20 protein-coding genes and 1 tRNA gene are annotated in these 25115 nt (G+C 65.7%); 10 read left to right on the top strand and 11 right to left on the bottom strand.

From position 1 onward, the window contains the following. Positions 1-31 precede the first annotated feature (31 nt). Together argS and MU449_RS07845 are read right to left on the bottom strand one after the other, a co-directional pair. On the bottom strand, positions 32-1774 hold the full coding sequence (argS, locus tag MU449_RS07840; protein WP_244737468.1) for an arginine--tRNA ligase: 1743 nt from the start codon (positions 1772-1774) through the stop codon (positions 32-34). Positions 1775-1836: 62 nt separating this feature from the next. Beyond that, positions 1837-2982 carry a type III PLP-dependent enzyme gene (locus MU449_RS07845; RefSeq protein WP_244737469.1) on the bottom strand — a complete coding sequence of 382 codons (1146 nt, stop codon included), beginning with the start codon at positions 2980-2982 and terminating at the stop codon, positions 1837-1839. A 292-nt stretch (positions 2983-3274) separates the two neighbouring features. Between MU449_RS07845 and MU449_RS07850 the strand changes: the two genes are divergently transcribed. Both MU449_RS07850 and MU449_RS07855 read left to right on the top strand, forming a co-directional pair. Continuing rightward, positions 3275-6235 (top strand): valine--tRNA ligase, encoded by a 2961-nt coding sequence (locus tag MU449_RS07850; protein WP_244739007.1) that lies wholly within the window; start codon positions 3275-3277, stop codon positions 6233-6235. A 3-nt stretch (positions 6236-6238) separates the two neighbouring features. Further along, positions 6239-7339, top strand: a complete 1101-nt coding sequence (locus MU449_RS07855) for a pyridoxal phosphate-dependent aminotransferase (RefSeq protein ID WP_244737470.1) — start codon at positions 6239-6241, stop codon at positions 7337-7339. Here MU449_RS07855 and MU449_RS07860 read toward each other — a convergent pair. Together MU449_RS07860 and MU449_RS07865 are read right to left on the bottom strand one after the other, a co-directional pair. After that, on the bottom strand, positions 7336-7671 hold the full coding sequence (locus tag MU449_RS07860; protein WP_244737471.1) for a DUF4177 domain-containing protein: 336 nt from the start codon (positions 7669-7671) through the stop codon (positions 7336-7338). The genes MU449_RS07855 and MU449_RS07860 overlap by 4 nt on opposite strands. 52 nt (positions 7672-7723) lie before the next feature. Further along, positions 7724-9094: a class II 3-deoxy-7-phosphoheptulonate synthase gene (locus MU449_RS07865; protein WP_244737472.1), complete on the bottom strand. Its 1371-nt coding sequence runs from the start codon at positions 9092-9094 to the stop codon at positions 7724-7726. 97 nt (positions 9095-9191) lie between these two features. On the opposite strand from MU449_RS07865, the gene MU449_RS07870 reads away from it, so the two are divergent. After that, positions 9192-11021, top strand: a complete 1830-nt coding sequence (locus MU449_RS07870) for an ABC-F family ATP-binding cassette domain-containing protein (protein ID WP_244737473.1) — start codon at positions 9192-9194, stop codon at positions 11019-11021. A 19-nt stretch (positions 11022-11040) separates the two neighbouring features. Further along, positions 11041-11613: a retropepsin-like aspartic protease family protein gene (locus tag MU449_RS07875; protein ID WP_244737474.1), complete on the top strand. Its 573-nt coding sequence runs from the start codon at positions 11041-11043 to the stop codon at positions 11611-11613. On the opposite strand, the gene MU449_RS07880 is transcribed toward MU449_RS07875, so the two are convergent. The 4 genes from MU449_RS07880 to MU449_RS07895 all read right to left on the bottom strand — a co-directional run bounded on the left by MU449_RS07880 (position 11610) and on the right by MU449_RS07895 (position 14903). Continuing rightward, positions 11610-12077 (bottom strand): GNAT family N-acetyltransferase, encoded by a 468-nt coding sequence (locus MU449_RS07880; protein ID WP_244737475.1) that lies wholly within the window; start codon positions 12075-12077, stop codon positions 11610-11612. The two genes, MU449_RS07875 and MU449_RS07880, sit on opposite strands and share 4 nt — an antisense overlap. Next, positions 12074-12529, bottom strand: coding sequence for a DNA polymerase III subunit chi (locus tag MU449_RS07885; RefSeq protein ID WP_244739008.1), 456 nt, complete (start codon positions 12527-12529; stop codon positions 12074-12076). Before MU449_RS07885 ends, MU449_RS07880 begins: the two co-directional genes overlap by 4 nt. Positions 12530-13310: 781 nt before the next feature. Then, positions 13311-13387 (bottom strand) — tRNA-Arg (locus MU449_RS07890). Between the two features lie 46 nt (positions 13388-13433). Then, positions 13434-14903, bottom strand: a complete 1470-nt coding sequence (locus tag MU449_RS07895) for a leucyl aminopeptidase (protein ID WP_244737476.1) — start codon at positions 14901-14903, stop codon at positions 13434-13436. A gap of 131 nt (positions 14904-15034) precedes the next feature. On the opposite strand from MU449_RS07895, the gene lptF reads away from it, so the two are divergent. From lptF to rsmA, 6 genes are read left to right on the top strand one after another with little or no spacing between them, the layout of a single operon-like run. Then, positions 15035-16135 (top strand): LPS export ABC transporter permease LptF, encoded by a 1101-nt coding sequence (lptF, locus tag MU449_RS07900; RefSeq protein ID WP_244737477.1) that lies wholly within the window; start codon positions 15035-15037, stop codon positions 16133-16135. Continuing rightward, complete coding sequence (lptG, locus tag MU449_RS07905) at positions 16132-17223, top strand: LPS export ABC transporter permease LptG (RefSeq protein ID WP_244737478.1); 1092 nt, start codon at positions 16132-16134, stop codon at positions 17221-17223. Before lptF ends, lptG begins: the two co-directional genes overlap by 4 nt. After that, a complete protein-coding gene (locus tag MU449_RS07910) occupies positions 17223-19361 on the top strand; it encodes an LPS-assembly protein LptD (RefSeq protein ID WP_244737479.1) in 2139 nt (712 codons plus the stop codon). The genes lptG and MU449_RS07910 overlap by 1 nt, the downstream gene beginning before the upstream one ends. 31 nt (positions 19362-19392) lie before the next feature. Further along, the gene (locus MU449_RS07915; RefSeq protein ID WP_244737480.1) at positions 19393-20577 is read left to right on the top strand and encodes a peptidylprolyl isomerase; all 1185 of its coding nucleotides are present in this window, start codon (positions 19393-19395) and stop codon (positions 20575-20577) included. Then, positions 20574-21539: a 4-hydroxythreonine-4-phosphate dehydrogenase PdxA gene (gene pdxA, locus MU449_RS07920; protein ID WP_244737481.1), complete on the top strand. Its 966-nt coding sequence runs from the start codon at positions 20574-20576 to the stop codon at positions 21537-21539. The genes MU449_RS07915 and pdxA overlap by 4 nt, the downstream gene beginning before the upstream one ends. After that, entirely contained in the window at positions 21529-22362 is an 834-nt protein-coding gene (gene rsmA / locus MU449_RS07925; protein ID WP_244737482.1) for a 16S rRNA (adenine(1518)-N(6)/adenine(1519)-N(6))-dimethyltransferase RsmA, read from the top strand. Before pdxA ends, rsmA begins: the two co-directional genes overlap by 11 nt. A gap of 25 nt (positions 22363-22387) precedes the next feature. Here the strand turns inward: rsmA and MU449_RS07930 are convergent, their stop codons facing one another. The 3 genes from MU449_RS07930 to prfA all read right to left on the bottom strand — a co-directional run bounded on the left by MU449_RS07930 (position 22388) and on the right by prfA (position 25114). After that, positions 22388-23014: a DUF4167 domain-containing protein gene (locus MU449_RS07930; RefSeq protein ID WP_244737483.1), complete on the bottom strand. Its 627-nt coding sequence runs from the start codon at positions 23012-23014 to the stop codon at positions 22388-22390. A 226-nt stretch (positions 23015-23240) separates the two neighbouring features. Next, positions 23241-24062 (bottom strand): peptide chain release factor N(5)-glutamine methyltransferase, encoded by an 822-nt coding sequence (prmC, locus tag MU449_RS07935; protein ID WP_244737484.1) that lies wholly within the window; start codon positions 24060-24062, stop codon positions 23241-23243. After that, a complete protein-coding gene (gene prfA, locus MU449_RS07940) occupies positions 24059-25114 on the bottom strand; it encodes a peptide chain release factor 1 (RefSeq protein ID WP_244737485.1) in 1056 nt (351 codons plus the stop codon). The genes prmC and prfA overlap by 4 nt, the downstream gene beginning before the upstream one ends. Position 25115: the final 1 nt, after the last annotated feature.

A 25115-nucleotide genomic window follows, 5' to 3' on the forward strand; every position in this document is an offset into this window, starting at 1 on the left:
TCTGCCTGTATTCACGACCGGCGGGCGCCTTTTAGCGCATTTCTTCAACCGGTGTGACGCCAAGGATACCCAATCCGTTGGAAATCACAACGCTTGTTGCCCGGGCCAGACCGATTTTTGCCGAATCTGCCGCCATACCCTCCTGCACGAAGCGCAAGGACGGGTCGTCGTTGCCGCGATTCCACAGCGAATGGAGGTCCGAGGCGAGTTCATACAGGAAGAAGGCGATGCGATGCGGCTCGTTCCCGCGGGCGGCGATGTCCACCAGACGCGGCCATTCGGCCAGTTTTTTCATCAACGTCACCTGCGCGGCGTCGGTCAGCGTGGAGAAATCGGCCGCTGCCAGCGCCAGCGCGTCCACCTCCGCCCCCGCAGCCGCCGCCTTGCGCAGCACCGAATGGATACGGGCATTGGCGTATTGGACATAGAAGACAGGGTTGTCCTTTGACTGCTCCAGCACCTTGTCGAAGTCGAAATCCAAAGGCGCGTCGTTCTTGCGTGTCAGCAGCACGAAGCGCGTCACATCCGCGCCCACCTGATCCACCACATCGCGCAACGTCACGAACGTGCCGGCGCGCTTTGACATCTTGAAGGGTTCGCCGTTCTTGAACAGCTTCACCAGGTTTACAAGCTTGATGTCCAGCGGCACGCGTCCCTCGGACAGGGCCGACACGGCGGCCTTCATCCGCTTGACATACCCGCCGTGATCCGCGCCGAAAACATCGATCAGCTCATCAAAGCCGCGTTCGATCTTGTCGTAGTGATAGGCGATGTCGGGCGCGAAATAGGTCCAGGTCCCGTCCGATTTCATCACCGGACGATCCACGTCGTCGCCATGCAGGGTGGACCGGAACAGCGTCTGCTCGCGCGGCTCCCAATCCTCGGGCGTCTTGCCTTTCGGCGGCTCCAGCACGCCTTCATAGATCAGGTTCATGTCGCGCAGGCGTTGCAGCGCCGCCTCGATCTTGCCGGTGCCGTAAAGGGCCTTTTCGCTGGAATAGACGTCCATGTTGACGTTCAGCGCCGCCAGATCGCCCCGGATCATCTCCATCATCCGGCGCAGGGCAAAGGTGCGGATCGTGGTCAGCCATTCCGATTCCGGCTTGTCGAGGAAGGCCGCGCCATAGGTGTCCTTCAGCGCCTGCCCCACCTCGATCAGATAGTCGCCGGGATAAAGGCCTTCGGCAATCTCCGGCTCCAGCCCATGCGCCTCGCGGTAGCGTTCATAGGCCGACCGCGCCAGCACATCGACCTGCGCGCCGCCGTCGTTGATGTAATATTCGCGGGTGACGTCCCATCCTGCGAAATCCAACAGGTTCGCCAACGCATCGCCCACCACCGCGCCGCGCGTGTGGCCGACATGCATCGGGCCGGTCGGGTTGGCGGACACGAATTCCACATTGACGCGCCGCCCCTGCCCGATCTGCGCGCGGCCGAAATCGGCCCCTTGGGACAGAACGCTGCCGACCATGCGCTGCCAGACATCCAGATGCAGACGGAAGTTCAGAAAGCCGGGCCCCGCCACCTCAACCTCGGCCACGCGGGGATCGTCGGACAGTTTGGCGGCCAGACCCTCGGCGATCTTGCGCGGCGGAAGGCCTGCGGGTTTCGCCAGCACCATCGCGGCATTCGTCGCCATGTCGCCATGCGCGGCGTCGCGCGGCGGTTCCACCGCGACGGCGGCCAGATCCAGCCCGTTCGGCAGATCGCCCGCCGCCTGCATCGCGGCAATCGCCTCGGTCACGACGGTGCGGAGTTCGGAAAAGAGGTTCATGTCACATTGTCCTGTCTGTCCCCTCCCGATTGCCAGAGGGGACAGACGAGGTCAATGCGGGCTTAGAGCTTCAGCGTCAGGACGGTGGCCATCGACAGCTCTCCAAACCCGTTGAACCGGGTGTTGGTCACGGTGGAATAGGCGCCCATGCCCTGAACGAGAAGGAAGTCGCCCTCCTCGATGTCCACCGGCAAGGCCAGTTCGCCGGGCAGACGATCGACGGAATCGCAGGTCGGGCCGAAGACGATGCGGTCGGCCCGGTCGCCATCGCGCAGGCTGCCGTCGGGGCGCATCACCTCGGTCCGGTCGATCAGGCCGATCAGCGGGATTTCCGCAAACGCGCCGTAGATCCCGTCGTTCAGGAAGATGTGCTGCCCGTCACGCACGGCCTTGACGCGCGCCGCCAAAGTGAACGCATCGCCGCACAGGCCCCGCCCCGGCTCGCACACCAGTTGAGGGCGGGCGTCGCCGAAGGCTTCGGTCGCTGTGCGGTCGATCAGGTCGAAGATCGCCTCGATATCCGGCAGGACGGCATTCAGCCGGTGGTTCGGGAACCCGCCGCCCACGTTCAGACGGGCGATCGTGACACCGGCATCGCGCGCGATCTCGGCGGCCGTGCGGATATAGGCTTCCCATGCCGAGGGGTCGGTGCACTGCGTGCCCGGGTGGAAGGTGATCGAGGGCACGAAGCCCGCGCCTGCCACGCGGCTCAGCAGTTCCGTCGCAAGTTCCACCGTCGCCCCGAACTTCGCCCCGAAGTTATAGGCGGCGCCCGCCACCGGCAGCTTGAAGCGCACCGAAATCTCGCACCCTTCGGGCGGGACATGGGCGATCAGCTTGGCCAACTCCGTCTCCGAATCGACCGAATAGCTTTTGACGCCCAGTTCGACCGCCGTATGGATCTCGGACGGCGACCGCACGGGGTTGTTGTAATGCAGCGCGGCATCGGGCACCAACCGGCGGATCATCCGCATCTCGAACGGGGATGCCACGTCGAACCCGCGCACGCCGGCGGCGGCGAGGTTCTCGATCACCACCTCCTCGGGGTTCGACTTCACGGCATAGGTGACCATGCCGGGGAATCCGTCAATGAAACGACGCGCGGTCGCCTGCAGGACGGACGGGGCAAAGAACAGAACGGGGGTCTCCGGCTGCAGCGTGCGAACGTATTCGGCAGGCGTGGTCCAGATTGTTTTCGAAAGTCCCATCGGCGTTTCCTTTCTGCCAACAAGACGCAGCACCCCGCCGGATGTTCCCGGAAAAACACTGCGCAACCTGATCGGAGGTGCGGCAGAACTCCGCCCTTCCCGAAAACAACGAGGCGGCATATGGGGCAAATATGCTTGCGTGAAAAGGGGTAATCTTCACGAATTTCGTGATCGTTTCGTGACGGGCGGAAAGACGCGGACGACGGCCCTTCGCGCGGTCTTGGCCTTTTGGCCTTCTGCCTGTATCCCTTGGGCCGACCGCGATCAGGAAAGCCTTGTTATGCCCACCCACATGCCCATGGAAAAGACCTTCAACGCCGCCCAGTCCGAGGCGCGGATCGCGGCGATGTGGGAGGAGATGGGGGCGTTCCGCGCCGGTGCCAACGCACAGCGCGACGAGACGTTCTGCATCATGATCCCGCCGCCCAACGTCACGGGCAGCTTGCATATGGGCCACGCCTTCAACAACACCCTGCAGGACATTCTTGTCCGCTGGCACCGGATGCGCGGGTTCGACACGCTGTGGCAGCCGGGCACCGATCATGCGGGCATCGCCACGCAGATGGTGGTGGAACGCCAGTTGGCGCAATCCGGCCTGCCCACCCGGCGCGACATGGGGCGCGAGGCGTTTCTGGACAAGGTGTGGGAGTGGAAGGACAAATCCGGCGGCACCATCGTGGGCCAGCTGAAACGCCTTGGCGCGTCCTGCGATTGGGACCGCGAGGCGTTCACCATGTCGGGCAATTTCCCCGAAGCCGTGACCAAGGTCTTCGTGGAGATGTATCGCAAGGGCCTGATCTATCGCGGCAAGCGCCTTGTGAACTGGGATCCGCACTTTGAAACGGCGATCTCCGATCTGGAGGTTGAGAATGTCGAAGTTGCGGGCCACATGTGGCATTTCAAATACCGTCTGGCCGACGGCGCGACCTATGACTACGTCGAAAAGGACGAGGACGGGAACGTCACCCTGCGCGAGACGCGGGACTATATCTCCATCGCCACCACGCGGCCCGAAACGATGCTGGGCGATGGTGCCGTGGCGGTCCATCCCTCGGACGAACGCTATGCGCCGATCGTGGGCAAGATGGTGCATCTGCCGCTGTGCGACCGCCTGATCCCGATCATCACCGACGAATACCCGGACAAGAATTTCGGCTCGGGCGCGGTGAAGATCACCGGCGCGCATGACTTCAACGACTATCAGGTGGCCAAGCGCGCGAACCTGCCGATGTATCGCCTGATGGACACCCGCGGTCACATGCGGGACGACGGCGCACCCTATGACGAGGCTGTGGCCCGTGCGCGCGACATCGCCGCCGGGTCCCCCACGAACGAGACGGAGGTGGATGCCCTGAACCTCGTCCCCGCCAAATATCGCGGGATGGACCGGTTCGAGGCGCGCAAGGCCGTGGTGGCCGACATCACCGCCGCCGGTCTGGCTGTCACCGAACTGGTGAAATCCATCGACGAGGAGACCGTATCCGAACATCTGACCCGGGTGCCGGTGGTGGAGAACAAGCCGATCATGCAACCCTTCGGCGATCGGTCGAAGGTGGTGATCGAGCCGATGCTGACCGACCAGTGGTTCGTCGCGACCGACCGGATCGTCGGTCCCGCGCTGGACGCGGTGCGCAATGGCGACACCCAGATTCTGCCCGAACGCGACGCCAAGGTCTATTTCCACTGGCTGGAGAATATCGAGCCGTGGTGCATTTCGCGCCAACTGTGGTGGGGCCACCAGATCCCGGTCTGGTATGGACCGCGCAAGGTGCCGCAATCCGAAGAGGGCACCGCCCCCTTCGACTGGTCCGAAACCATGGCCTTCTGCGCCGCGACCGAGGATGAGGCCCGCGCCCAGATGCGCGATTATTACGGCGAATACGCGCTGGTCCCCGCCGCCAGCCGAGAGGCGGCGATGGGCGACGGCGCGGAACAGGCGCCCGACGTCAACGCCGTCAGCTACTGGCGCGATCCGGACGTGCTGGACACGTGGTTCTCTTCCGGTCTCTGGCCCATCGGCACGCTGGGCTGGCCGGAACAGACGCCGGAACTGCAGAAGTATTTCCCAACCAACGTTCTGGTCACGGGCTTCGACATCATCTTCTTCTGGGTCGCCCGGATGATGATGATGCAACTGGCCGTGGTGGATCAGGTGCCGTTCAAGACGGTCTATGTCCACGCGCTGGTGCGGGACGAAAAGGGCAAGAAGATGTCCAAATCCCTGGGCAATGTTCTCGACCCGTTGGAACTGATCGACGAATACGGCGCGGATGCGGTACGGTTCACCGTCACGGCGATGGCGGCGATGGGGCGCGATCTGAAGCTGTCCACCGCCCGGATCGCGGGATATCGGAACTTCGGCACCAAACTCTGGAACGCGTGCCGGTTTGCCGAAATGAACGGCGTGTGGGATGGGCACGCGACCCGCGCGAAGCCAGAGGCCACCGCCACGGTCAACCGCTGGATCATCGCCGAAACCTCGGCCGTTCTGGCGGAGGTGAACGCGGCGCTGGAAGGGTATCGCTTCGATCAGGCGGCGAATGCGCTCTATGCCTTCGTCTGGGGCAAGGTGTGCGACTGGTATGTCGAATTCGCCAAACCCCTGTTCGATGGGGAACATGCGGCCGAAACCCGGGCGACCATGGCTTGGGTGCTGGACCAGTCGATGATCCTTCTGCACCCGATCATGCCCTTCATCACCGAGGAGCTGTGGTCCACCACGGGCACCCGCGCAAAGCCGCTGGTTCACACCGACTGGCCCGAAATCGACGCGACGGACGCCGAAGCGACGCGGGAAATGACCTGGGTGATCTCGGTCATCGAGGGGATCCGTTCGGCTCGCGCGCAGGTGCGTGTGCCGGTGGGCATGAAGCTGGACGCGCAGGCCATCGGCATGGACGCCACCGCGCGCGCCGCGTGGGACCGCAACGCGGCCCTGATCCAGCGCCTGGCGCGGGTGGAAACGCTGACCGAGGCCGAAGCCATCCCCCCCGCCGCGATCACCGTGGCGGTGGAGGGGGCGACCTTCGCCATCCCGCTGGAAGGCGTGATCGACATCGCCGCCGAAAAGGCACGGTTGGAAAAGACGCTCCAGAAGCTGGAAAAGGACATGGGCGGTCTGAAGGGGCGGTTGAACAACCCAAAATTCATCGCCTCCGCCCCGCCCGAGGTGATCGAAGAATCGCGCGAACTGCTGGCCGGGCAGGAGGGGGAGGCCGCAAAACTCTCCACCGCGCTGCGGCAGTTGGGCTGACCCGTGCCGCGCTTTACCCCCCTTGTGGCCGGACTGCCCTCCACCGTGCCCTTCGTCGGGCCGGAAACGCAGGAGCGTCAGCGCGGGCAGCCCTTCGCCGCCCGTCTGGGCGCGAATGAAAGCGTGTTCGGCCCGTCGCCCCGGGCCATCGCGGCCATGGTCGCGGCGGCGCAGGACGTTTGGAAATATGGCGACCCCGAAAGCCACGATCTGCGTCAGGCCTTGGCCGCACATCACGGCATCGGCGCCGGGCACATCGTTATAGGTGAGGGGATCGACGGACTTCTGGGCACGCTGGTCCGCCTGCTGATCGCTGAGGGCGATACGGTCGTGACCTCGGACGGGGCCTATCCCACCTTCAATTTCCACGTCGCGGGAGTCGGAGGTGTGCTGCACAAGGTGCCCTATCGGGGAGATCACGAGGATCCGATGGCATTGGTGCAGGCGGTGCGGGACACGAACGCCAAGCTTGTCTATCTCGCGAACCCCGACAACCCGATGGGCAGCCACCACCCAGCCGCGGTGATCGAGGAGATGGTCGCCGCCTTGCCCGATGATACGCTTCTGGTGCTGGACGAGGCTTATGTGGAACTGGCCCCGGACGGCACCGCGCCCGACCTGCCAATCGACGATCCGCGCGTGATTCGGATGCGGACCTTTTCCAAGGCGCATGGCATGGCCGGGGCCCGGGTGGGCTATGCCATGGGCGCGGCGGACCTGATCGCGGCGTTCAACAAGCTGCGCAACCATTTCGGCGTGTCGCGCATCGCGCAGGCGGGGGCGATCGCCGCGCTGGCGGATGGCGTATGGCTGGACGACGTCCGGGCGCGGGTTGCGGCGGGGCGGACCCGTCTGGCCCGCATCGCAACAAAGAACGGTCTGACGCCCCTGCCCTCGGCCACCAATTTCGTGACGATGGATTGCGGCGCCGATGGGGCATTGGCGCGGCGCGTGGTGGCGGAACTGGGCGCGCGGGGCGTGTTCGTGCGGATGCCCTTCGTGCCCCCGCACGACCGTTGCATCCGCGTCAGCGTGGGGACAGAGGCCGACCTTGATCTCTTTGCGGCGGCCCTGCCCTTGGCATTGACCGCCGCCCGGACTTAGGCGGCGGGGCCAAGCGGGCGGGCCGTGTTGGCGGCGGGCGTTGGGACGGCCACGTCCGTCGCCGATCCTTCCGCCGCGCCCACGCGCACCGTGTCGTCGCGCAGCGGGCGGCGGAAGACCAGCATATGCTGCGTCACGGTGGTGCGGCGGGTCCAGCCCGAACGCTCCTCGCACGGCAGGGTCTCGGCGCGGACGTAATCCCATCCGTCGCGGCCCATCTTGTTCATCACCGTCGTCAGCGCCAAGGCGAACCGATCGGCAGAGGTGCGGACGCCGCGCGCCTTCTCACCCTTCATCGGGGCCGGGATCACCTGATATTCATAGCGCGTCATGTCTCGCTCCATTGAGTGTTGCGGGGCGACATAGCGCCGCCCCCCCCGCGCGTCAAAGCGCGACGCGGCGGGCCTCTTCGCGCAGCGACGACAGTTCCTCTGCCACAAGGAAGGCCAGTTCCAGCGCCTGGCTGGCGTTCAGGCGCGGGTCGCAGGCGGTGTGATACCGATCGGACAGGTTTTCATCCGTCACGTCACGCAGACCGCCGGTGCATTCGGTGACATCCTGACCCGTCATTTCAAAATGCACCCCGCCCGGAACCGTGCCCTCGGCGCGGTGGATGGCGAAGAATTCCCGCACCTCGCGCAGCACGCTGTCGAAGGGGCGCGTCTTGTAGCCCGAGGAGGACTTGATCGTGTTGCCGTGCATCGGATCGCAGGACCAGACGACGTTCGCCCCCTCTTCCTGCACCGCCTTGATCAGACGCGGCAGATGGTCGCCCACCTGCCCCGCGCCGAAGCGGGCGATCAGCGTCAGGCGACCGGCCTCGTTCTCGGGGTTCAGCTTGGCCATCAGGACCTTCAGATCCTCGGCCGTGGTGGAGGGGCCGCATTTCAGCCCGATCGGGTTCAGCACACCGCGGCAGAATTCGACATGCGCGCCGTCCGGCTGGCGCGTGCGGTCGCCGATCCAGATCATGTGCCCCGATCCCGCCACCGGCTGGCCGGAGATGGAATCCGTCCGGCACAGCGCCTGTTCGTATTCCAGCAGCAGCGCCTCGTGGCTGGTATAGAATTCGACGGTGGAGAGGGTATGCGCCGTTTCGCCGTTCACGCCCGCCGCCGTCATGAAATCCAGCGCGTCGGAAATGCGATTCGACAATTCGCGATACCGTTCGGCCTTGTCATGTTCGGCAAAGCCCAGCGTCCAGGCGTGCACGCGGTGGATATCGGCAAACCCGCCGGTCGAGAATGCGCGCAGCAGGTTCAGCGTGGCGGCGGCCTGGGTATAGGCCTGAAGCATTCGTTGCGGATCGGGGATCCGCGCGTCGGGCGTGAAGTCGAACCCGTTGATGATGTCACCGCGATAGGAGGGCAGCTCCTGCCCGCCCACGGTTTCCATGCCGGACGAACGCGGCTTGGCGAATTGGCCCGCCATGCGCCCCACCTTCACCACCGGCACCTTCGCGCCATAGGTCAGCACGACCGCCATCTGCAACATCACGCGGAACGTGTCGCGGATGTTGTCGGCGCCAAATTCGGCGAAGCTTTCGGCACAATCCCCGCCCTGCAGCAGGAAGGCCTTCCCCGCCGCCACATCGGCCAGCTGGCTGCGCAGACGCCGCGCCTCGCCCGCGAAAACCAACGGGGGATATTTCGCAAGCTGGGTTTCGACCGCGTTCAACGCGGCGGTGTCGGGATAATCCGGCATCTGGATGCGCGGCTTGGCGCGCCAGTCGGATTTGGTCCAGCCTTGGGTCATGACGTCATCTCCACCAGTCGTGGGGTTCATAGTCGGAATTCGACGCAAATGCCAACCCTCCGTTGACGCGGCCCGCCGCTTCGGGCAAGCGATGCGGATGCTGCGCATTTCAGACATCTCGTATTCCGTCGAAGGTCGTCCTCTGTTCGAGAACGCCTCCGCCACCATTCCCACCGGTCACAAGGTCGGTCTTGTCGGGCGCAACGGCGCGGGCAAGACGACGCTGTTCCGCATCATCAAGGGCGAATTGGCGCTGGAAGGGGGCGAATTCAGCCTGCCCGCCCGCGCCCGCATCGGCGGTGTCGCGCAAGAGGTGCCGTCGTCGTCCACGTCGCTGCTGGATACGGTTCTGGCCGCCGACACCGAACGGGCCGAGTTGTTGGCGGAATCCGAAACGGCGACCGATCCTGCCCGGATCGCGGAAATTCAGACCCGCCTTACGGACATCGACGCCTGGTCGGCCGAAGGGCGGGCCTCGGCCATCCTGCGAGGCCTTGGCTTTGATGCCGAGGCGCAGTTGCGCCCCTGCTCGGACTTTTCGGGCGGGTGGCGGATGCGGGTCGCGCTGGCGGGCGTGTTGTTCGCACAGCCCGATCTGCTGCTGCTGGACGAACCGACGAACTATCTCGATCTGGAAGGCGCGTTGTGGCTGGAGAGCTATCTTCAGAAATATCCGCATACCGTCCTGATCATTTCGCACGACCGTGGCCTGTTGAACCGCGCCGTGCAGGGCATCCTGCATCTGGACAGCAAAAAGCTGACCTATTGGACCGGCCCCTACGACCAGTTCGCCCGCCAGATGGCCGAACGCCGTGCCGTTCTGGTGGCCGAGGCGAAGAAGCAGGACGCCCGTCGCGCCCATCTGCAATCCTTCGTCGATCGCTTCAAGGCCAAGGCGTCCAAGGCCGTGCAGGCCCAGTCCCGCGTGAAGATGCTGGAAAAGATGGAGACGATCACCCCACCGGAGGAGGCCCGCAAGCAGGTCTTCACTTTCCCCGAGCCGGAGGAACTGTCCCCCCCGATCATCAACATCGACAACGCCTCGGTCGGGTATGACGGCAAGCCGGTGCTGCGCAAGCTGAACCTGCGGATCGATCAGGATGACCGGATCGCCCTTCTGGGCCGCAACGGCGAGGGGAAATCCACGCTGTCCAAGCTGCTGGCGGGAAAGCTGCCCAGCCTTGACGGGCAGATCACCCGGTCGTCCAAGCTGCGGATCGGATATTTCGCCCAGCATCAGGTGGATGAACTGTTCATCGACGAAACCCCGCTGCAGCATCTGCAACGGATGCGCCCGACGGAAGGCCAGCCGCGCCTGCGCGCTCGTCTGGCGGGGTTCGGTCTGACGGTGGATCAGGCGGATACCGCCGTGGGCCGCCTGTCCGGCGGGCAGAAGGCGCGGCTGTCGCTGTTGCTGGCGACGCTCGATGCCCCGCATCTGCTGATCCTGGACGAACCGACCAACCACCTTGACATGGAGAGCCGCGAGGCGTTGACCGAGGCGCTGAACAGCTACTCCGGCGCGGTGATTCTGGTCAGTCACGACATGCATCTTCTGTCGCTGGTGGCCGACCGGCTGTGGCTGGTGAAGGACGGGGCGGTCACGCCCTATGATCAGGATCTGGAGGCGTATCGCCGTCTTCTGCTGCAGGGGGACGAGCCGCAAAAGCCGAAACCCGAAAAGAAGAAGGTCAGCCGCGACGACCTGCAAACCCTGCGCGCCGAGGTTCGCAAATGCGAGGAACGGGTCGGAAAGCTGTCCGACATGCGCGACAAGCTGGCGGTGAAACTTTCGGACAGCGCCCTTTATGAACGCCCGGACGAGGCCGCCGTCTGGCAGAAGAAATATGCCGAGGTGATGGAGGGCCTGGACCGCGCGGAAGATCTGTGGCTGCGGGCGCAATCCAAGCTGGAGGCGGCGGGCTGACGCCTGACAAGGGGGACGGATGGACGGGTTCGACATCGGGCGTCTGGGATATCTGATCCTGCTTCTGGGGCTGGTCGGCGGCTGGCTGTTCGTCGAATATCGGGGCCGGCTGGGCGCGGCCCTGCGCCCCATCGTGGCGTGGGGGCTGATCATTCTTGCGGTTGCGGCGGGATATGGCGTCTGGACCGACATGGGGCCGAGCTTGTCACCCCGCCAGCAGATGTCGGGCGATGCGGTGGAACTGCCCCGCGCGCCGGACGGGCATTACTATCTGACGCTGTCCGTGGACGGGACGAATCTGCGCTTTCTGGTCGATACCGGTGCCTCGGGCATCGTGCTGAGTGCCGACGACGCCCGCCGCATCGGCTTTGATCCGGGGGCGTTGTCCTATCTTGGCGTCGCCTCGACCGCCAATGGCGAGGTGCGGACGGCCCGCGTGGTTCTAGACCGGGTCGATCTTGGAACGATCACCGACCGGGATGTGCCCGCCTTCGTGAATGAGGGCGAACTGGGCACATCCCTTCTCGGCATGAGCTATCTGAATCGCTTCCATCTGGAAATCGCGGGCGACCGGATGATCCTGCGGCGTTAAAGTCCGCTGAACGCCTGCGGAAAAAGGATACGCCCCGTCGCGGGCATGTCCTGTGGGCCATGCACCAGAAACGCGGGCCCAGCGTAGGCGCAGACATATCCCGCCGCCCGCTCCGCCGAAAACCCGAACCGCCCATAATAGGCCGGATCGCCCAGAACGAAAACTGCCGCCCCCTCAGCGGCAGACAGGGCCGCGCGCACAAGATCCGCGCCGATACCTTGGCCCTGCCACATCGGTGCCACGGCGATCGGCGCAAGGGCCAAGGCGGGAAAGGGCGCCTCCAGCCGTGCGAGCAAAGCCGCGCCCGTGATCTCGCCCCCATGTTCGGCCACACGCTCTGCCGCCACCGCCCCTTCGCTCCGCAGATGGCGCATCAGCGCGCCTTCGTCCGGACGCCCGAACGCCGCATCCATCAGCGCGCCCACCATTGCCGCATCCCCGGCGCGGAACGGTCGGACCGTCACCCCGCGTCCGGTTGCCGTTCGGCCTTCTTCTCCCACCGTCCGCCCTCCTCCGACCAGTATTGCGCGGCATGACCTGCGGCGACGACGGTGCGCCACTGATCCCGCGCATGGGCCACGGCCGCATCGTCCAGCCCGTCGAACAGGATCCAGACCCGCTGGCGTCCCGCAACCTCGGCCGGGTCGAGCGTCGCGCCATCCACCAGCATCAGCCCCTCGGCCGGGCCGGAAGCGGTCAGCCCCAGAAGCACGGGATGCGCCGCATCATGCGCCCCCCCTTCGATCCCGTGGGGCAGAAAGCTGTCATCCCGCAGGGTCCACAGCGCCCGGTCCAAGGCATCCAGCCGCGCCGCGTCGGTTCCGCGCACCAGCACACGCCAGCCCGCCCCATGGGCGCGGGACAGCAGCGTATGGGCCGTCTCCTCCGCGCCCGACTGGGTCAGGTGATAGAACATGACGATGCTGGACTGGTCGCTGGCCACGGATCCGCCTTTGTCTTCGGGTTGCACAAGCCGCCTTTCGCCAAAGACAAGACGGGTGGCAGAGGTCGCTTTATCGTTCGAGATCAACCGCGTGCCAGAACACTTAGCATGGTGTGACCCCGGCGAATTCATTGCGACAGAGGTAGCATCGCAACCCCGCCGGCGTCAAACATGGACGGTGGTTTTGGAACCCGAGCGTGACGGTGAGGCCATTTGGCCCAGCCGCCGGCCGCCGGTCGGACCGAAATTCCAATCCTGCTCGAACCGAGACATCGGGCCGCCTTGAAGCCGCCGCCGTCGCGCGGGCCCGAAAGTTGTCTCGGGTGCTGGCGGGTGTGCCAGGAAACCGCAACTTCGGACATGCGCCGCGCCGGAGCTTGGACGAGAGGTCGGGCCTTATGCAAGACTTGGATCGCGTGCGGGCCACCTTCAAACAACGCGCGGTCAGCGGTGTGTGAAGGGGCATCGCATCCGCCAACGCCGTCACAAGCACGCGCGTGGCGATCGGCGTCACCGGCCTTCGGATCGACGACACGCAGAAGACGTTCGCGTCATGCGTCGGGACGCTTGTTGCTTTTCGCAGGGCGAGGATGAGCGAAAAACGACAAACCTGATGTCATGCGCATGGTTCGCCATCTGGACGATTTTCTTGCCGCAACGCGCGACGGACAGACGCGGTGATCGACGATGACCGGCAAATGCGGGAAACCCGAAAACGCTTGGGGACCGCGCGCCCAAAAGCTTGCAGGCGATCTGGCGATCCCGGAAGGACTTGAACCCTCAACATCCTGATTAGAAGTCAGGTGCTCTATCCAGTTGAGCTACGGGACCGCATGGGGGCCTGCCTACCACAATCGGGCGGGCAGGCAAGCGGGGATCAGACCTCGAACCGGTCGCGGATCAGACGGTTCAGGGCCAGCACCCCCCAGCCCGTCGCCCCGCCGGGGGCAAAGGCGCTGTCGCCTTGCAGAAGGGCCGTGCCCGCGATGTCCAGATGGACCCATGGGGTGCCGTCCTTCACGAAACGCTGCAGGAACTGCGCGGCGACGATGGACCCGCCGTCGCGCCCCGTGCCGACGTTACGCATGTCGGCCACTCGCGACTTCAAGCGGGCGTCATAGGCGTCGCCCATCGGCAGACGCCACGCGCCCTCACCCTCGGCGGCCGCCGCCGCAAGGAACGCATCGCACAGCGCGTCGTCATTCGCGAAGACGCCGGTATTCTCATGTCCCAACGCGACGATGATGGCCCCGGTCAGAGTCGCAAGATCAATCATTCCCGTGGGTTGGAAGCGGTCCTGCACGTACCACATGATGTCGGCCAGAACCAGACGCCCCTCGGCATCGGTGTTGATGACCTCGATCGTGTCGCCCTTCATGGAGGTGACGATATCGCCCGGACGCTGCGCCAAGCCGTCGGGCATGTTCTCCACCAGACCGACGATGCCGACGACATTGGCCGCGGCCTTGCGCCCCGCCAGCGCGCGCATCACGCCCGCGACGGTGCCCGCCCCGCCCATGTCCATCGTCATGTCTTCCATCCCGCCCGCAGGCTTGATGGAAATGCCGCCCGTGTCGAAGACGACGCCCTTGCCCACCAGCGCGAAGGGCGGCTCCTCTCCGCCGCCATTCCACTGCATGACCACGACCTTGGACGGGCTGGCCGATCCCTGCCCCACACCCAGAAGCGCGCCCATGCCCAGATCGGCCAGCGCGTCCTCCTCCAACACCTCCACCGTCAGGCCCAGATCGCGCATCGCTTCAAGCCGGGCGGCGAATTCGGTGGTGGTCAGGACGTTCGCAGGCTCGTTCACCAGATCGCGCGTCATGAAGACGCCATCGGCCAGCGCCGCAAGCGGGGCGGCCTCGGCGCGCACGGCCTCGGCCCCCGCGACCATCATCGTCACCGGACCGAACGCCTCCTTCGGGCCCGTCTTGCGCGCATCGAAGCGATAGGCGCGCAGCGTCAGACCGAAGGCAACCTCGGCCGCGTGGCCCACGGCGTCGGCCAGAACCGTGGCACCCGCCGCACCCAGCTTGCGCCCGATGGCCGCCCCCGCCTTGCGCGTCGCCGCCACATCGTCCGCGCGGTCCAGCCGGATGACATGCAGCATGTCGGCGGCCAGCCCGGCGGGATAGGACAGTTCCATCCCTTCACCGGGTTTCAGCTTGCCGAACGCCTCGGACGCCGCAACACGGCTCAGCGTGCCGGAAGTGAGGGCGTCCACCCTGGTCGCCGCGGCCCCCATCTTGCCCCCCTGCCCGAGGAAGATCGCCACCTGCCCCGTGGCATCTTCGATCCGGTCCAGATCCGTCTCAAGAAATTCAATGGTCACAGGCACGGTCATCGGCATCTCCGGCAAAAAGGCAAAGTTCCGCGTGACCGTAGGCCGTGCGTCCCGGAATGACCAGATAGCAGTTTTCCCCGGCGCGGCTTTGGTCTAACTTGCCGGAAAACCAAGAATGAAAAGGGGCAGCCGTGGCAAGATTCGACAGGTATCTTCTGTCGCAACTGCTGCAGTTGTTCGGCTTCTTTTCGCTTGTCCTCATCGCGATCTATTGGATCAACACCGCCGTGGGGCTGTTCGACGACCTGATCGGCGACGGGCAGACGGCGTTGGTATTCCTGGAATTCTCGCTTCTGACGCTGCCGAACGTGATCCGGCTGGTGCTGCCGATCTCGGCCTTCGTGGCCACCGTGTATGTCGTGAACCGGCTGATGTCGGAATCGGAACTGGTGGTGATGCAGGCGACGGGGTTTTCTTCGTTCCGGCTGGCACGGCCGGCGATCTTCTTCGGGCTGGTGGTGACGCTGGCCATGGCGCTGCTTTTGAACGTGCTCGTCCCCCTCAGCCGGACGATCCTGGCCGACCGCACGGCCGAGGTGCGCGACAGCCTGGCCGCGCAATTCGTGCGCGACGGCGAATTCCTGCACCCCGCCGACGGCATCACCCTTTTCATCCGCGAGATTACGCCGGCGGGGGAATTGCGCGGCCTGTTCATGCAGGACGATCGCGGCGCGGCGCAGGTCATATACACCGCCGAACAGGCGCTTCTGGTGCGCACCGATACGGGGCCGAAGCTTGTGATGCTGCGCGGCACGGCCCAAACGCTGGAGGGGGGACGTCTGGCCGTCACGCGGTTTGCCGATTTCACCTATGACATCGGCGCCATGCTGGCCCCCGCCATTCGCGCCCCGCGCCGCGTGAACGAATTGTCCACCGTCGAGCTTCTGACCCCCACCGCCGAAACGATGGCCGAAACCCGCAGCACGGCCGAAGAGATGGTGTTCGAAGGGCACGACCGCATCGCCCAGCCCTTCCTTGGGCTTGCCGTCGCCCTGATCGGATTTTCCACGCTGCTTCTGGGATCGTTCAGCCGGTTCGGCTTGTGGCGACAGATCGCGGGGGCCGTGGGACTGCTGATCTTCGTGCAACTGATCAACGTGGTTGCAAGTTCGGCGGGGCCGCGCGTGGCGGGGGGATGGGCGTTGGCCTATGCCGCGCCGGTGATCGGCATCGCACTGGGGCTTGGCATCCTGTGGCTGTCGCAACGACCGCGGCGGAGGGGCTGCGCATGATCCTCAGCTTCTATATCGCGCGACGATTCCTTCGCATGACGGCCCGCGTCACGCTGATCTTCGTCGGTATCCTGCTGCTGATCGACCTTCTGGACCAGCTTCGCCGCTTTTCCGGGCGGGTCAGCTTTGGTCAAGCGATGGAGCTGGCCGTGCTGCATGTGCCGTCCAGCCTCTATACCATCCTGCCGCTGATCTTCGTTCTGGCGGCCATCGCGCTGTTTCTGGGGCTGGCACGGTCGTCGGAACTGGTGGTGATGCGGGCGGCGGGGCGCGCCGGGCTGCGGGTTTTGGCCGCCCCCGTGATCACGGCCTTCCTGCTGGGCGTCCTGATCGTGGCGGTCCTGAACCCCTTGGTCGCGGCCACCTCCAATCGGTATGAGGAAGTGTCCGCCCGCCTGTCCCGCGACGAGGCGCAGTTCCTGTCCGTCCTTGGCGAAGGGCTGTGGTTGCGCCAGGGCAGCGCGGAGGGCCAGACGGTCATCCATGCCGAAGAGGCGAACGCGAACGGATCCTACCTGCGCGACGTGACGATGATGGTGTTCGACGCGAACGGCCAGTTGACGGAACGCATCGCCGCGACCGAGGGGCGTCTGGGGAACGGGGAATGGACGCTGCGCGATGCCAAACGGTGGGCGTTGAACGACCCCACGCCCGAAGCCACCGCGGTGACCGAACCCAGCATGACCGTCCCGTCCGAACTGACGTCCGAGACGATCCGCGCGGGCTTTCGCGAACCGTCCGAGATCGCGTTCTGGAAACTGCCGCAATACATCCACGGGTTGGAAACCGCAGGTTTTCAGGCCCGCGACCACCGCGTCTGGTTCCAGAGCGAGATGTCGCTGCCCTTCTTTCTGGCCGCGATGGTCCTGATCGCCGCCGGCTTCACCATGCGCCATGCGCGACAAGGGGGCACGGGCAGCAAGGTGATGCTGGCGCTTCTGGTGGCTTTCGTCGTATTCTTTCTGCGGAACTTCGCCCAGGTTCTGGGGGAGAACGGTCAGATCCCCGTCATTCTGGCCGCGTGGATCCCCTCGCTTGCCGCCGTTCTGGCCTCGCTTGGCCTTCTTTTGCATCTGGAGGATGGCTGATGCGCCTTCGTTCCGCCATCTTCGCGCTGGCGCTGTCCAGCCTTCCGGCGCTGGCCCAGGATCGGGCGACCCTTGTGGCCGACGATCTGCAGATCAGCGGCGACAATGTCCTGACCGCGCGCGGCGCGGTGGAGGTGTTCTATCAGGGGCAGCGCCTGCGCGCCTCCTCGGTCCGGTATGACCGGACCAATGACAGCCTGGACATCGTGGGGCCGATCACGCTGGACGACGGGCAAGGGTCGGTCGTGCTTGCCGATCAGGCGCAGTTGTCGGGCGATCTGACCGAAGGCGTGCTGCAAAGCGCGCGTCTGGTCCTGAACGATCAGCTGCAACTGGCCGCAAACCAGATCAACCGGATCGGCGACCGCTATACCCGGCTGGGGCAGTCGGTCGCGTCGTCCTGTCAGGTCTGCGCGTCCAACCCCACGCCCTTGTGGGAAATCCGCGCGCGGGAGATCATTCACGATCAGGAAGAGCGGCAGATCTATTTCCAGAACGCCCAGCTTCGGTTCGTGGGCGTGCCGGTCTTCTACGTCCCCCGTCTGCGTATGCCCGATCCGACCGTGGACCGCACACGAGGTGTTCTGCGCCCCTCGCTCCGCACGACATCGGATTTCGGAACGGGCATCAAGGTGCCGTATTTCTTCCCATTGGGAGAGACGCGCGACCTGACGCTGACGCCGTATTACTCCACCAAGAACACCCGCTCGCTCGACGCCCGCTATCGTCAGGCGTTCAACTTCGGCTGGCTTGAGGTGAACGGAGCCGTGTCGCGCGACCATCTGCGCCCGAACGAGACGCGCGGCTATCTTCTGGCCACCGGCGAGTTTCTCTTGCCCGAAAGCTATGTGCTGAAGATGCGCGTCGATACGGTCAGCGATCCCGGCTATCTCTACGACTACGGGCTGGAAGAGCGCGACCGTCTGGAAAGCAGCGTCGAGGTCACGCGGACCCGGCGCAACGAATACATCTCGGGTCGGATCATCAACTTCCAGTCGATCCGCGATGGCGAACCCACATCGACCATTCCGTCGCAGGTGGCCGATGCGACGTTCCATCGCCGCTTCACCGGCGGCATTCTGGGGGGTGAGGCCGGTCTGCGCTGGCAACTTCACGGCGCCAAGCGCACGTCGGACCGGCCCTTCGACACCGATGTCGACCGCGACGACATCGCCGACGGTCGCGACACGACCCGCATGTCGGTCCGGCTGGACTGGCGGCGCAACTTCGTCCTCCCGGCCGGCATTCTGGCCACGACCCTGGGAGAGGTGTCGGCCGACATCTACAACATCAATCAGGATCTGGACTATCAGGGCCGCACCGGGCGGGTGAACGGCGCCGTGGGGGCCGAGTTGCGCTGGCCTTGGGTCAAGGCGGGCGCGAACGGCACAAGCCACATCCTCGGCCCCATCGCGCAGGCTGTGTTCAGTCCCAATGACAGCCCCGACATCCCGAACGAGGACAGCACTCTGGTCGAGTTCGACGAGTCGAACCTGTTCGCGCTGAACCGCTTTTCGGGTGTGGACGAATACGAACGCGGGGCGCGGGTGAACCTCGGGCTTGGCTATGCCCGCATCGCGCCCAACGGCTGGACGGTCAGCGGCATCCTGGGGCGCACCTTCCGCGAACGCGATCTGGGGCAGTTCTCGAACGCCTCGGGCCTGGACGGATCCAGCAGCGACTGGCTGGGCCAGTTCCAGATCATGCTGCGCGACGGGCTGATCATCACCAACCGCACCCTGTTCGACGACAACCTTGAGGTGACGAAATCCGAACTGCGCATGGATGCCGCGCTGGACCGATTCACCCTCTCGGCGGGGTATATCAATCTTCTGGCCGACCCCGAGGAGGATCGTCAGGACGCGCTGTCGGAGATGACCTTCGACGCCAGCTATCAACTGACCGAAACCTGGGCCGCGCGCGCCAGCACCCGCTATGATTTCGACGCCGATCGGGCACAGCGGGCGGGCGTGGGCGCGCAGTTCCGCAACGAGTGCATGGCGGTCGATGTTTATCTCTCGCGTCGGTTCGCATCCTCGACTAGTGTGGAGCCGACCACCGAATTCGGCCTGTCGGTCGATCTTCTGGGCTTTGGCAGCAGCAAGAAACCCGGCCCCGCCGGAACCTGCCGTGGCTGACCCGTCACGGATCAAGACAAGAGAAGACAGAATGCAGCGTTTCACTCCTCTCCTTCTGGCCGCCCTTCTTGGCAGCGCTTCCCTGCAGCCTGCCGTGGCGCAAAACCTGTTCGCCCCCCATGCGATCGTGAACGGCAGCGCCATCACGAATTGGGAGTTGCAGCAGCGCGAACGCTTTCTGACCGTCCTGCGGGCGCCCGGCGACGCGCGCCGTCTGGCCGAGGATGGGCTGATCGAAGATCGGCTGAAGCTGGACGCAGGCAAGCAGATGGGGATCGAGGTTTCGGACGAGGAACTTGCCGACGGGATGGAGGAATTTGCCGGACGCGCCGACATGAACACCGACCAGTTCGTGGGTCAGCTGGCGCAAGCGGGCATCGACGAGACGACATTCCGCGACTTCGTCCGGTCGGGGATCATATGGCGCCATGTCGTCCGCGACCGGTTTTCCCAACGCGTGATCATCAGCGAGGCCGATATCGACCGCGCGCTGGAAAACGCCAGTCAATCGCCGAACATCCGCGTTCTTCTGTCGGAACTGATCCTGCCCGCCCCCCCGGGTCAGGAGCAGCAGGCCCTGAACGCGGCCGAGGATATTGCCGCGCGCGTGACGGCGGGCGAAAGCTTCGCGCGCTTTGCCGAACAGTATTCCGCCTCCCCTTCGGCCCAGAATGGTGGCGCGCTGGAATGGCTGCCGCTGGCCGATCTGCCGCCCGGTCTGCAGCCGGTGTTTCTTGGCCTTTCCCCCGGCGGGGTGACGCAGCCGTTGCAGGTGCCGAATGCCGTGGCCCTGTTCCAATTGCGTCAACTGGATGAAAGCGCCCCCACAGCCCGCGCGACCGAGGTGGATTATGCCCTCTTTCCGCTGGCCACCGCCGCCGATGGTGCCGTGGTGCGCGGACGGGTGGACAGCTGCAACGACCTTTACACCGTCGCCCGGGAAAACGGCGTGGCCGTTCAACGACAGACCCAGGCCACGGCCTCGTTGCCGGCGGATCTGAGCGGGACGATCGCGGGGCTGGACCAGTATGAAAGCGCGGTCGTGATGCGCGGGGCCTCTCTATCGCTCGTCATGCTGTGCGCGCGCCGCGCGGTGCAGGAGAACGCGGTCGATCGGGACGCGATCCGCAACCAGCTGACCAACCAGCAGCTTTCCGCCCTGGCCGATGTCTATATCAAGCAGCTTCGCGACAACGCGATCATCCGCCAGCCGTGACCCCCGTCGCCGTGACCTGTGGGGAGCCGTCGGGCATCGGCCCCGAAATTGCGGCCAAGGCGCGTCTGCGTCTTGGGGCGGAGGTACCGTTCTTCTGGATCGGCGATCCCCGGCATCTGCCAAGCGGCACCCCGATCACCGAGGTCGCGACCCCCGCCGAGGCGGCAACCGTCGCACCTGACCGCCTGCCCGTGCTGGCGCATCCCTTTCCCGAACCGGCCACGGCGGGGCGTCCGTCCCCCGCCAATGCGGCCTCGGTCATCGCGGTGATTGCCCGCGCGGTGGACTTGGTCCGCGCGGGCGAGGCTTCGGCCATCTGCACCGCCCCGATCAGCAAGAAGGCCCTGATCGACGGCGCGGGGTTCGCCCATCCCGGTCACACGGAATATCTGGCGGCGCTGGCGGGGGTGGAGCGTGTGGTGATGATGCTCGCCTCCGACCTGTTGCGCGTGGTGCCCACCACGATCCATATTCCGCTGGATCAGGTGCCCACGCACCTGACGCCGGACCTTCTGGACCAGACGATCCGCATCACCCATGCCGGTCTGGTCCGCGATTTCGGCATCGCCGCGCCGCGTCTGGCCGTGGCCGGGCTGAACCCCCACGCGGGCGAAGGCGGCACGATGGGATCACAGGAGGGATGGATCGCCCAAGCCCTGGATCGCCTGCGGGCCGAGGGACTGACGATCGCGGGCCCCTTGCCCGCCGACACGATGTTTCATGCGGCGGCCCGCGCGCGGTATGACGCGGCGATCTGCATGTATCACGATCAGGCGCTGATCCCGATCAAGACGCTCGCGTTCGACAGCGGCGTGAACGTGACGCTGGGGCTGCCCTTCGTGCGCACCTCGCCCGATCATGGCACCGCATTCGACATTGCGGGGCACGGGGTGGCCGATCCGTCCAGCCTGATCGCCGCGTTGCGCATGGCGCAAACCATGGGGGCACGCCGTGGCCATTGACCCACTCCCCCCCCTGCGCGAGGTGATCCGCACCCATGATCTGGTGGCCAAGAAACAGTTGGGTCAAAACTTCCTGCTGGATCTGAACCTGACCGCCAAGATCGCGCGGATGGCGGGTGATCTGTCGGGGTCCGATGTGATCGAGGTCGGTCCCGGCCCCGGCGGTCTGACGCGCGGGCTTCTGGCCGAAGGGGCACGCCGCGTGCTGGCGATCGAGAAGGACGCCCGCTGTCTGCCCGCGCTTGCCGAGATTGCCGACGCCTATCCCGGGCGGTTGGAGGTGGTGAACGCCGACGCGCTGTCCTATCGCCCCGAAGGGCTGACCCCGCCGATCCGCATCGTGGCCAACCTGCCGTATAACGTGGGCACCGAATTGCTGGTCCGCTGGCTGACGCCCGATGTCTGGCCGCCTTTCTGGGAAAGCCTGACGCTGATGTTTCAGAAAGAGGTGGCGGAACGGATCGTGGCGAAACCCGGCAGCAAGGCCTATGGCCGCCTGGCGCTGCTGGCCCAGTGGCGGACCGATGCGCGTCTGGTGATGACGCTGCCGCCCGAGGCGTTCACCCCGCCCCCGAAGATCCATTCGGCGGTCGTGCATTTGAAACGTCTTGACGAGCCCCGCTTTCCCGCCAACGCCGCGACGCTGTCGCGCATTACGGCCATGGCGTTCAATCAGCGGCGCAAGATGCTGCGCTCCAGCTTGAAGGGTCTGGTTCCGGGAGTGGAGGATCACCTGAGCGCCGCCGGCATCGATCCCACCGCCCGGGCGGAGGAGATTTCGCTGGAGCGGTTCTGCGCTCTCGCCCGCCAGATCGACGCATGAAAACGGGGGCCGAAGCCCCCGTCTCTCAGTCCTGCGGTGCGTCCGGCGCATCCTCGCGCTTGGTGCGGGGCCGACGCGTGTTCGTGCGGCGGGGGGCATCGCCCTCTTTCGGTTCGCGCGGGGTGCGGGGGCGACGTGCACGGGGCGCGGCAGGGGCTGCGTCTTCGGCAAGGTCCAGCTTCGGCTGCTCTTCCACCGGGGCCTCTGCCGGGGCGGGCGCGGCCTCTTCCTTCACGGGGGCGGTGTAGCGCGCGGGCAGCGCTTGGGCCGCATCCTCCGCCACCTCTTCCATGGCCGGTTCGCGACGCTCCTCACGCCGGTCGTCGCGGCGGGGCTGATGGTTCTGCCCGTTGTGGTGGTTGGAGTTGTTGTGCTGCTGCTGACGCGATTCCTGTTCGGCCGCCATCTCGCGCTGCGCCTCGCTCAACATGCGGGTGTAGTGTTCGGCATGTTGCAAAAACGCCTCGGCCGCCACGCGGTCATGCGACAGCTGCGCATCGCGCGCCAGGACGAGGTATTTCTCGATGATCTGCTGCGGCGTTCCCCGCACCTTGCCCTCGGGGCCGGAGCTGTCGAAGACGCGGTTGATGATGTTGCCCAACGGGCGCGGGCGGTTCGACTTGGAACGCGAACGGGACTTGGAGGAGCGCATCTTGTCCTTGTATCCGATTATCAGACTGTGCCGTATTTCCGCTGCGATACCTGCCGCCGCCTGTCTGGCATTGCGGTCCGGCCCTTTCGCTGCATCGGCGGAACGCATGGGGCCGTCGCGCGGTTGCGCCGCGCCCTGTGCGTTGCCTCTCACTAAACACCCGATGACCAACATGGCAAGGGCTTAATTCGGCTTTTCCGGCTCATGACGCGTTTTTGCGACCGGGTCAGCGCTTGCGCGCCATGACGACCCGGTCGCGTCCGTCCAGATCGGGGTGGACGGCCACGTCCTGCAATCCCGCTGTGTGGAACATGGCGGAGACGGCGGCGCCCTGCGTGGGCCCGATCTCCACGATCACGCGCCCGCCCGGGTGAAGATGATGCGAAACCGCCGCCGAAATGCTGCGATAGGGGCCCAACCCATCCCCCCCCGGGGTCAGCGCCATCGCCGGTTCCCACAACCGAACGTCGGGCGACAGGCCCGCCATCTCGTCCTCGGCAATGTAGGGAGGGTTGGAGACGATCAGGTCGAACCGGCCCTCGACCCCCTCGAACCAGTCCGATTGCACGAAAGCCAGTGTCACGTCATGCGCCCGCGCGTTCTGCCGCGCCACGTCCAGCGCCGCCGCCGACAGATCGGTCGCCACCCCCCGCGCCCCGGTTTCCGCGACCAGAGTTATGCCAAGAATTCCGGTCCCGGTTCCAAGATCGAGAATGGATGAGAATTCTTCGCCAAGCGCATGATGTATCAGGGTTTCCGTCTCGGGCCGGGGGTCCAGCGTGTCCGAGGTCACCCGAAAGGTCCGACCGTGAAACTGACGCAGGCCCGTGATATGGGCCACCGGGCGGTGGCGGGAGCGTTCCTCCACCGCCCGGTCCAGCCAGATCGCGCGTTCGGGGTCCAGCGGGTCGTCCGCATGCAGGATCAGCCGATCCGCGGGAAGGCCCGCCGCATGGGCCACCAGCCAGCGCGCATCGCGCGCGGCCCCCGCAAGGCCCGCTGCCTTCAGGCGGGCCGCTGCGTGGCGCAACGCCTCGGCGATGGTCATGTCTCCATCTCCGCCAGCTTGGCGGCCTGGTCATGGGTGGTCAGCGCGTCGATCACCTCGTCCAGATCGCCCGCCATGATCTGCGGCAGCGCATAGAGGGTGAGGTTGATCCGGTGATCGGTCATCCGTCCCTGCGGAAAGTTGTACGTGCGGATGCGCTCGCTTCGGTCGCCCGATCCGATCTGCGCCTTGCGGTCGGCGGCACGGGCGGCATCGGTCCGTTCCCGCTCCATGTCGTGCAGCCGAGCGCGCAAGACCTGCATGGCGATCGCCCGGTTCTGATGCTGCGATTTTTCCGAACTCGTGACGACGATGCCGGTCGGAAGGTGGGTGATCCGCACCGCCGAATCGGTGGTGTTGACATGCTGCCCCCCCGCGCCGCTGGCACGCATCGTGTCGATGCGGATGTCGGCGGCGGGAATGTCGATCTCCACCTCCTGCGCCTCGGGCAGGACCGCGACGGTCGCGGCGGAGGTGTGGATACGCCCCCCCGCCTCGGTCTGCGGCACGCGCTGCACCCGATGCACACCCGATTCGTATTTCAGACGGGCGAAAACACCCTCCCCCTGGACCAGCGCCGTCAATTCGCGGATCCCGCCCAGATCGCTTTCCGTCAGGTCGATGATCTGGAACCGCCAGCCCCGATCCTCGGCATAGCGTTGGTACATGCGCAAGAGATCGCCCGCGAACAGCGACGCCTCCTCCCCCCCGGTGCCGGGGCGAATCTCCAGAATGGCGGGGCGCGCGTCGGCGGCATCCTTGGGCAGCAGGGCCAGCCGCAGCGCCTGTTCCATGCCGGGAATACGGGCGCGGAGGTCGGCAACCTCCTCCTCGGCCAAGGCACGCATGTCGGGATCGGCCAGCATCGCCTCCGCCTCGGCCAGATCGTTCAGCGCGGACCGATGCGCCGCGATCTGCGTCACCACGGGCTTCAGGTCCGAATATTCCTGGCTCAGCGCGGCGATTTCGGACGGCGGCGCCCCAGCGGACAGCCGCGCCTCCAGATACTCGAACCGCTGCACGATCTGGGCCAGCTTCTCCACCGGCAACATT

Origin of the sequence: Falsirhodobacter halotolerans (assembly GCF_022899245.1) — a bacterium.
Taxonomy (GTDB): Bacteria; Pseudomonadota; Alphaproteobacteria; order Rhodobacterales; family Rhodobacteraceae; genus Falsirhodobacter; species Falsirhodobacter halotolerans.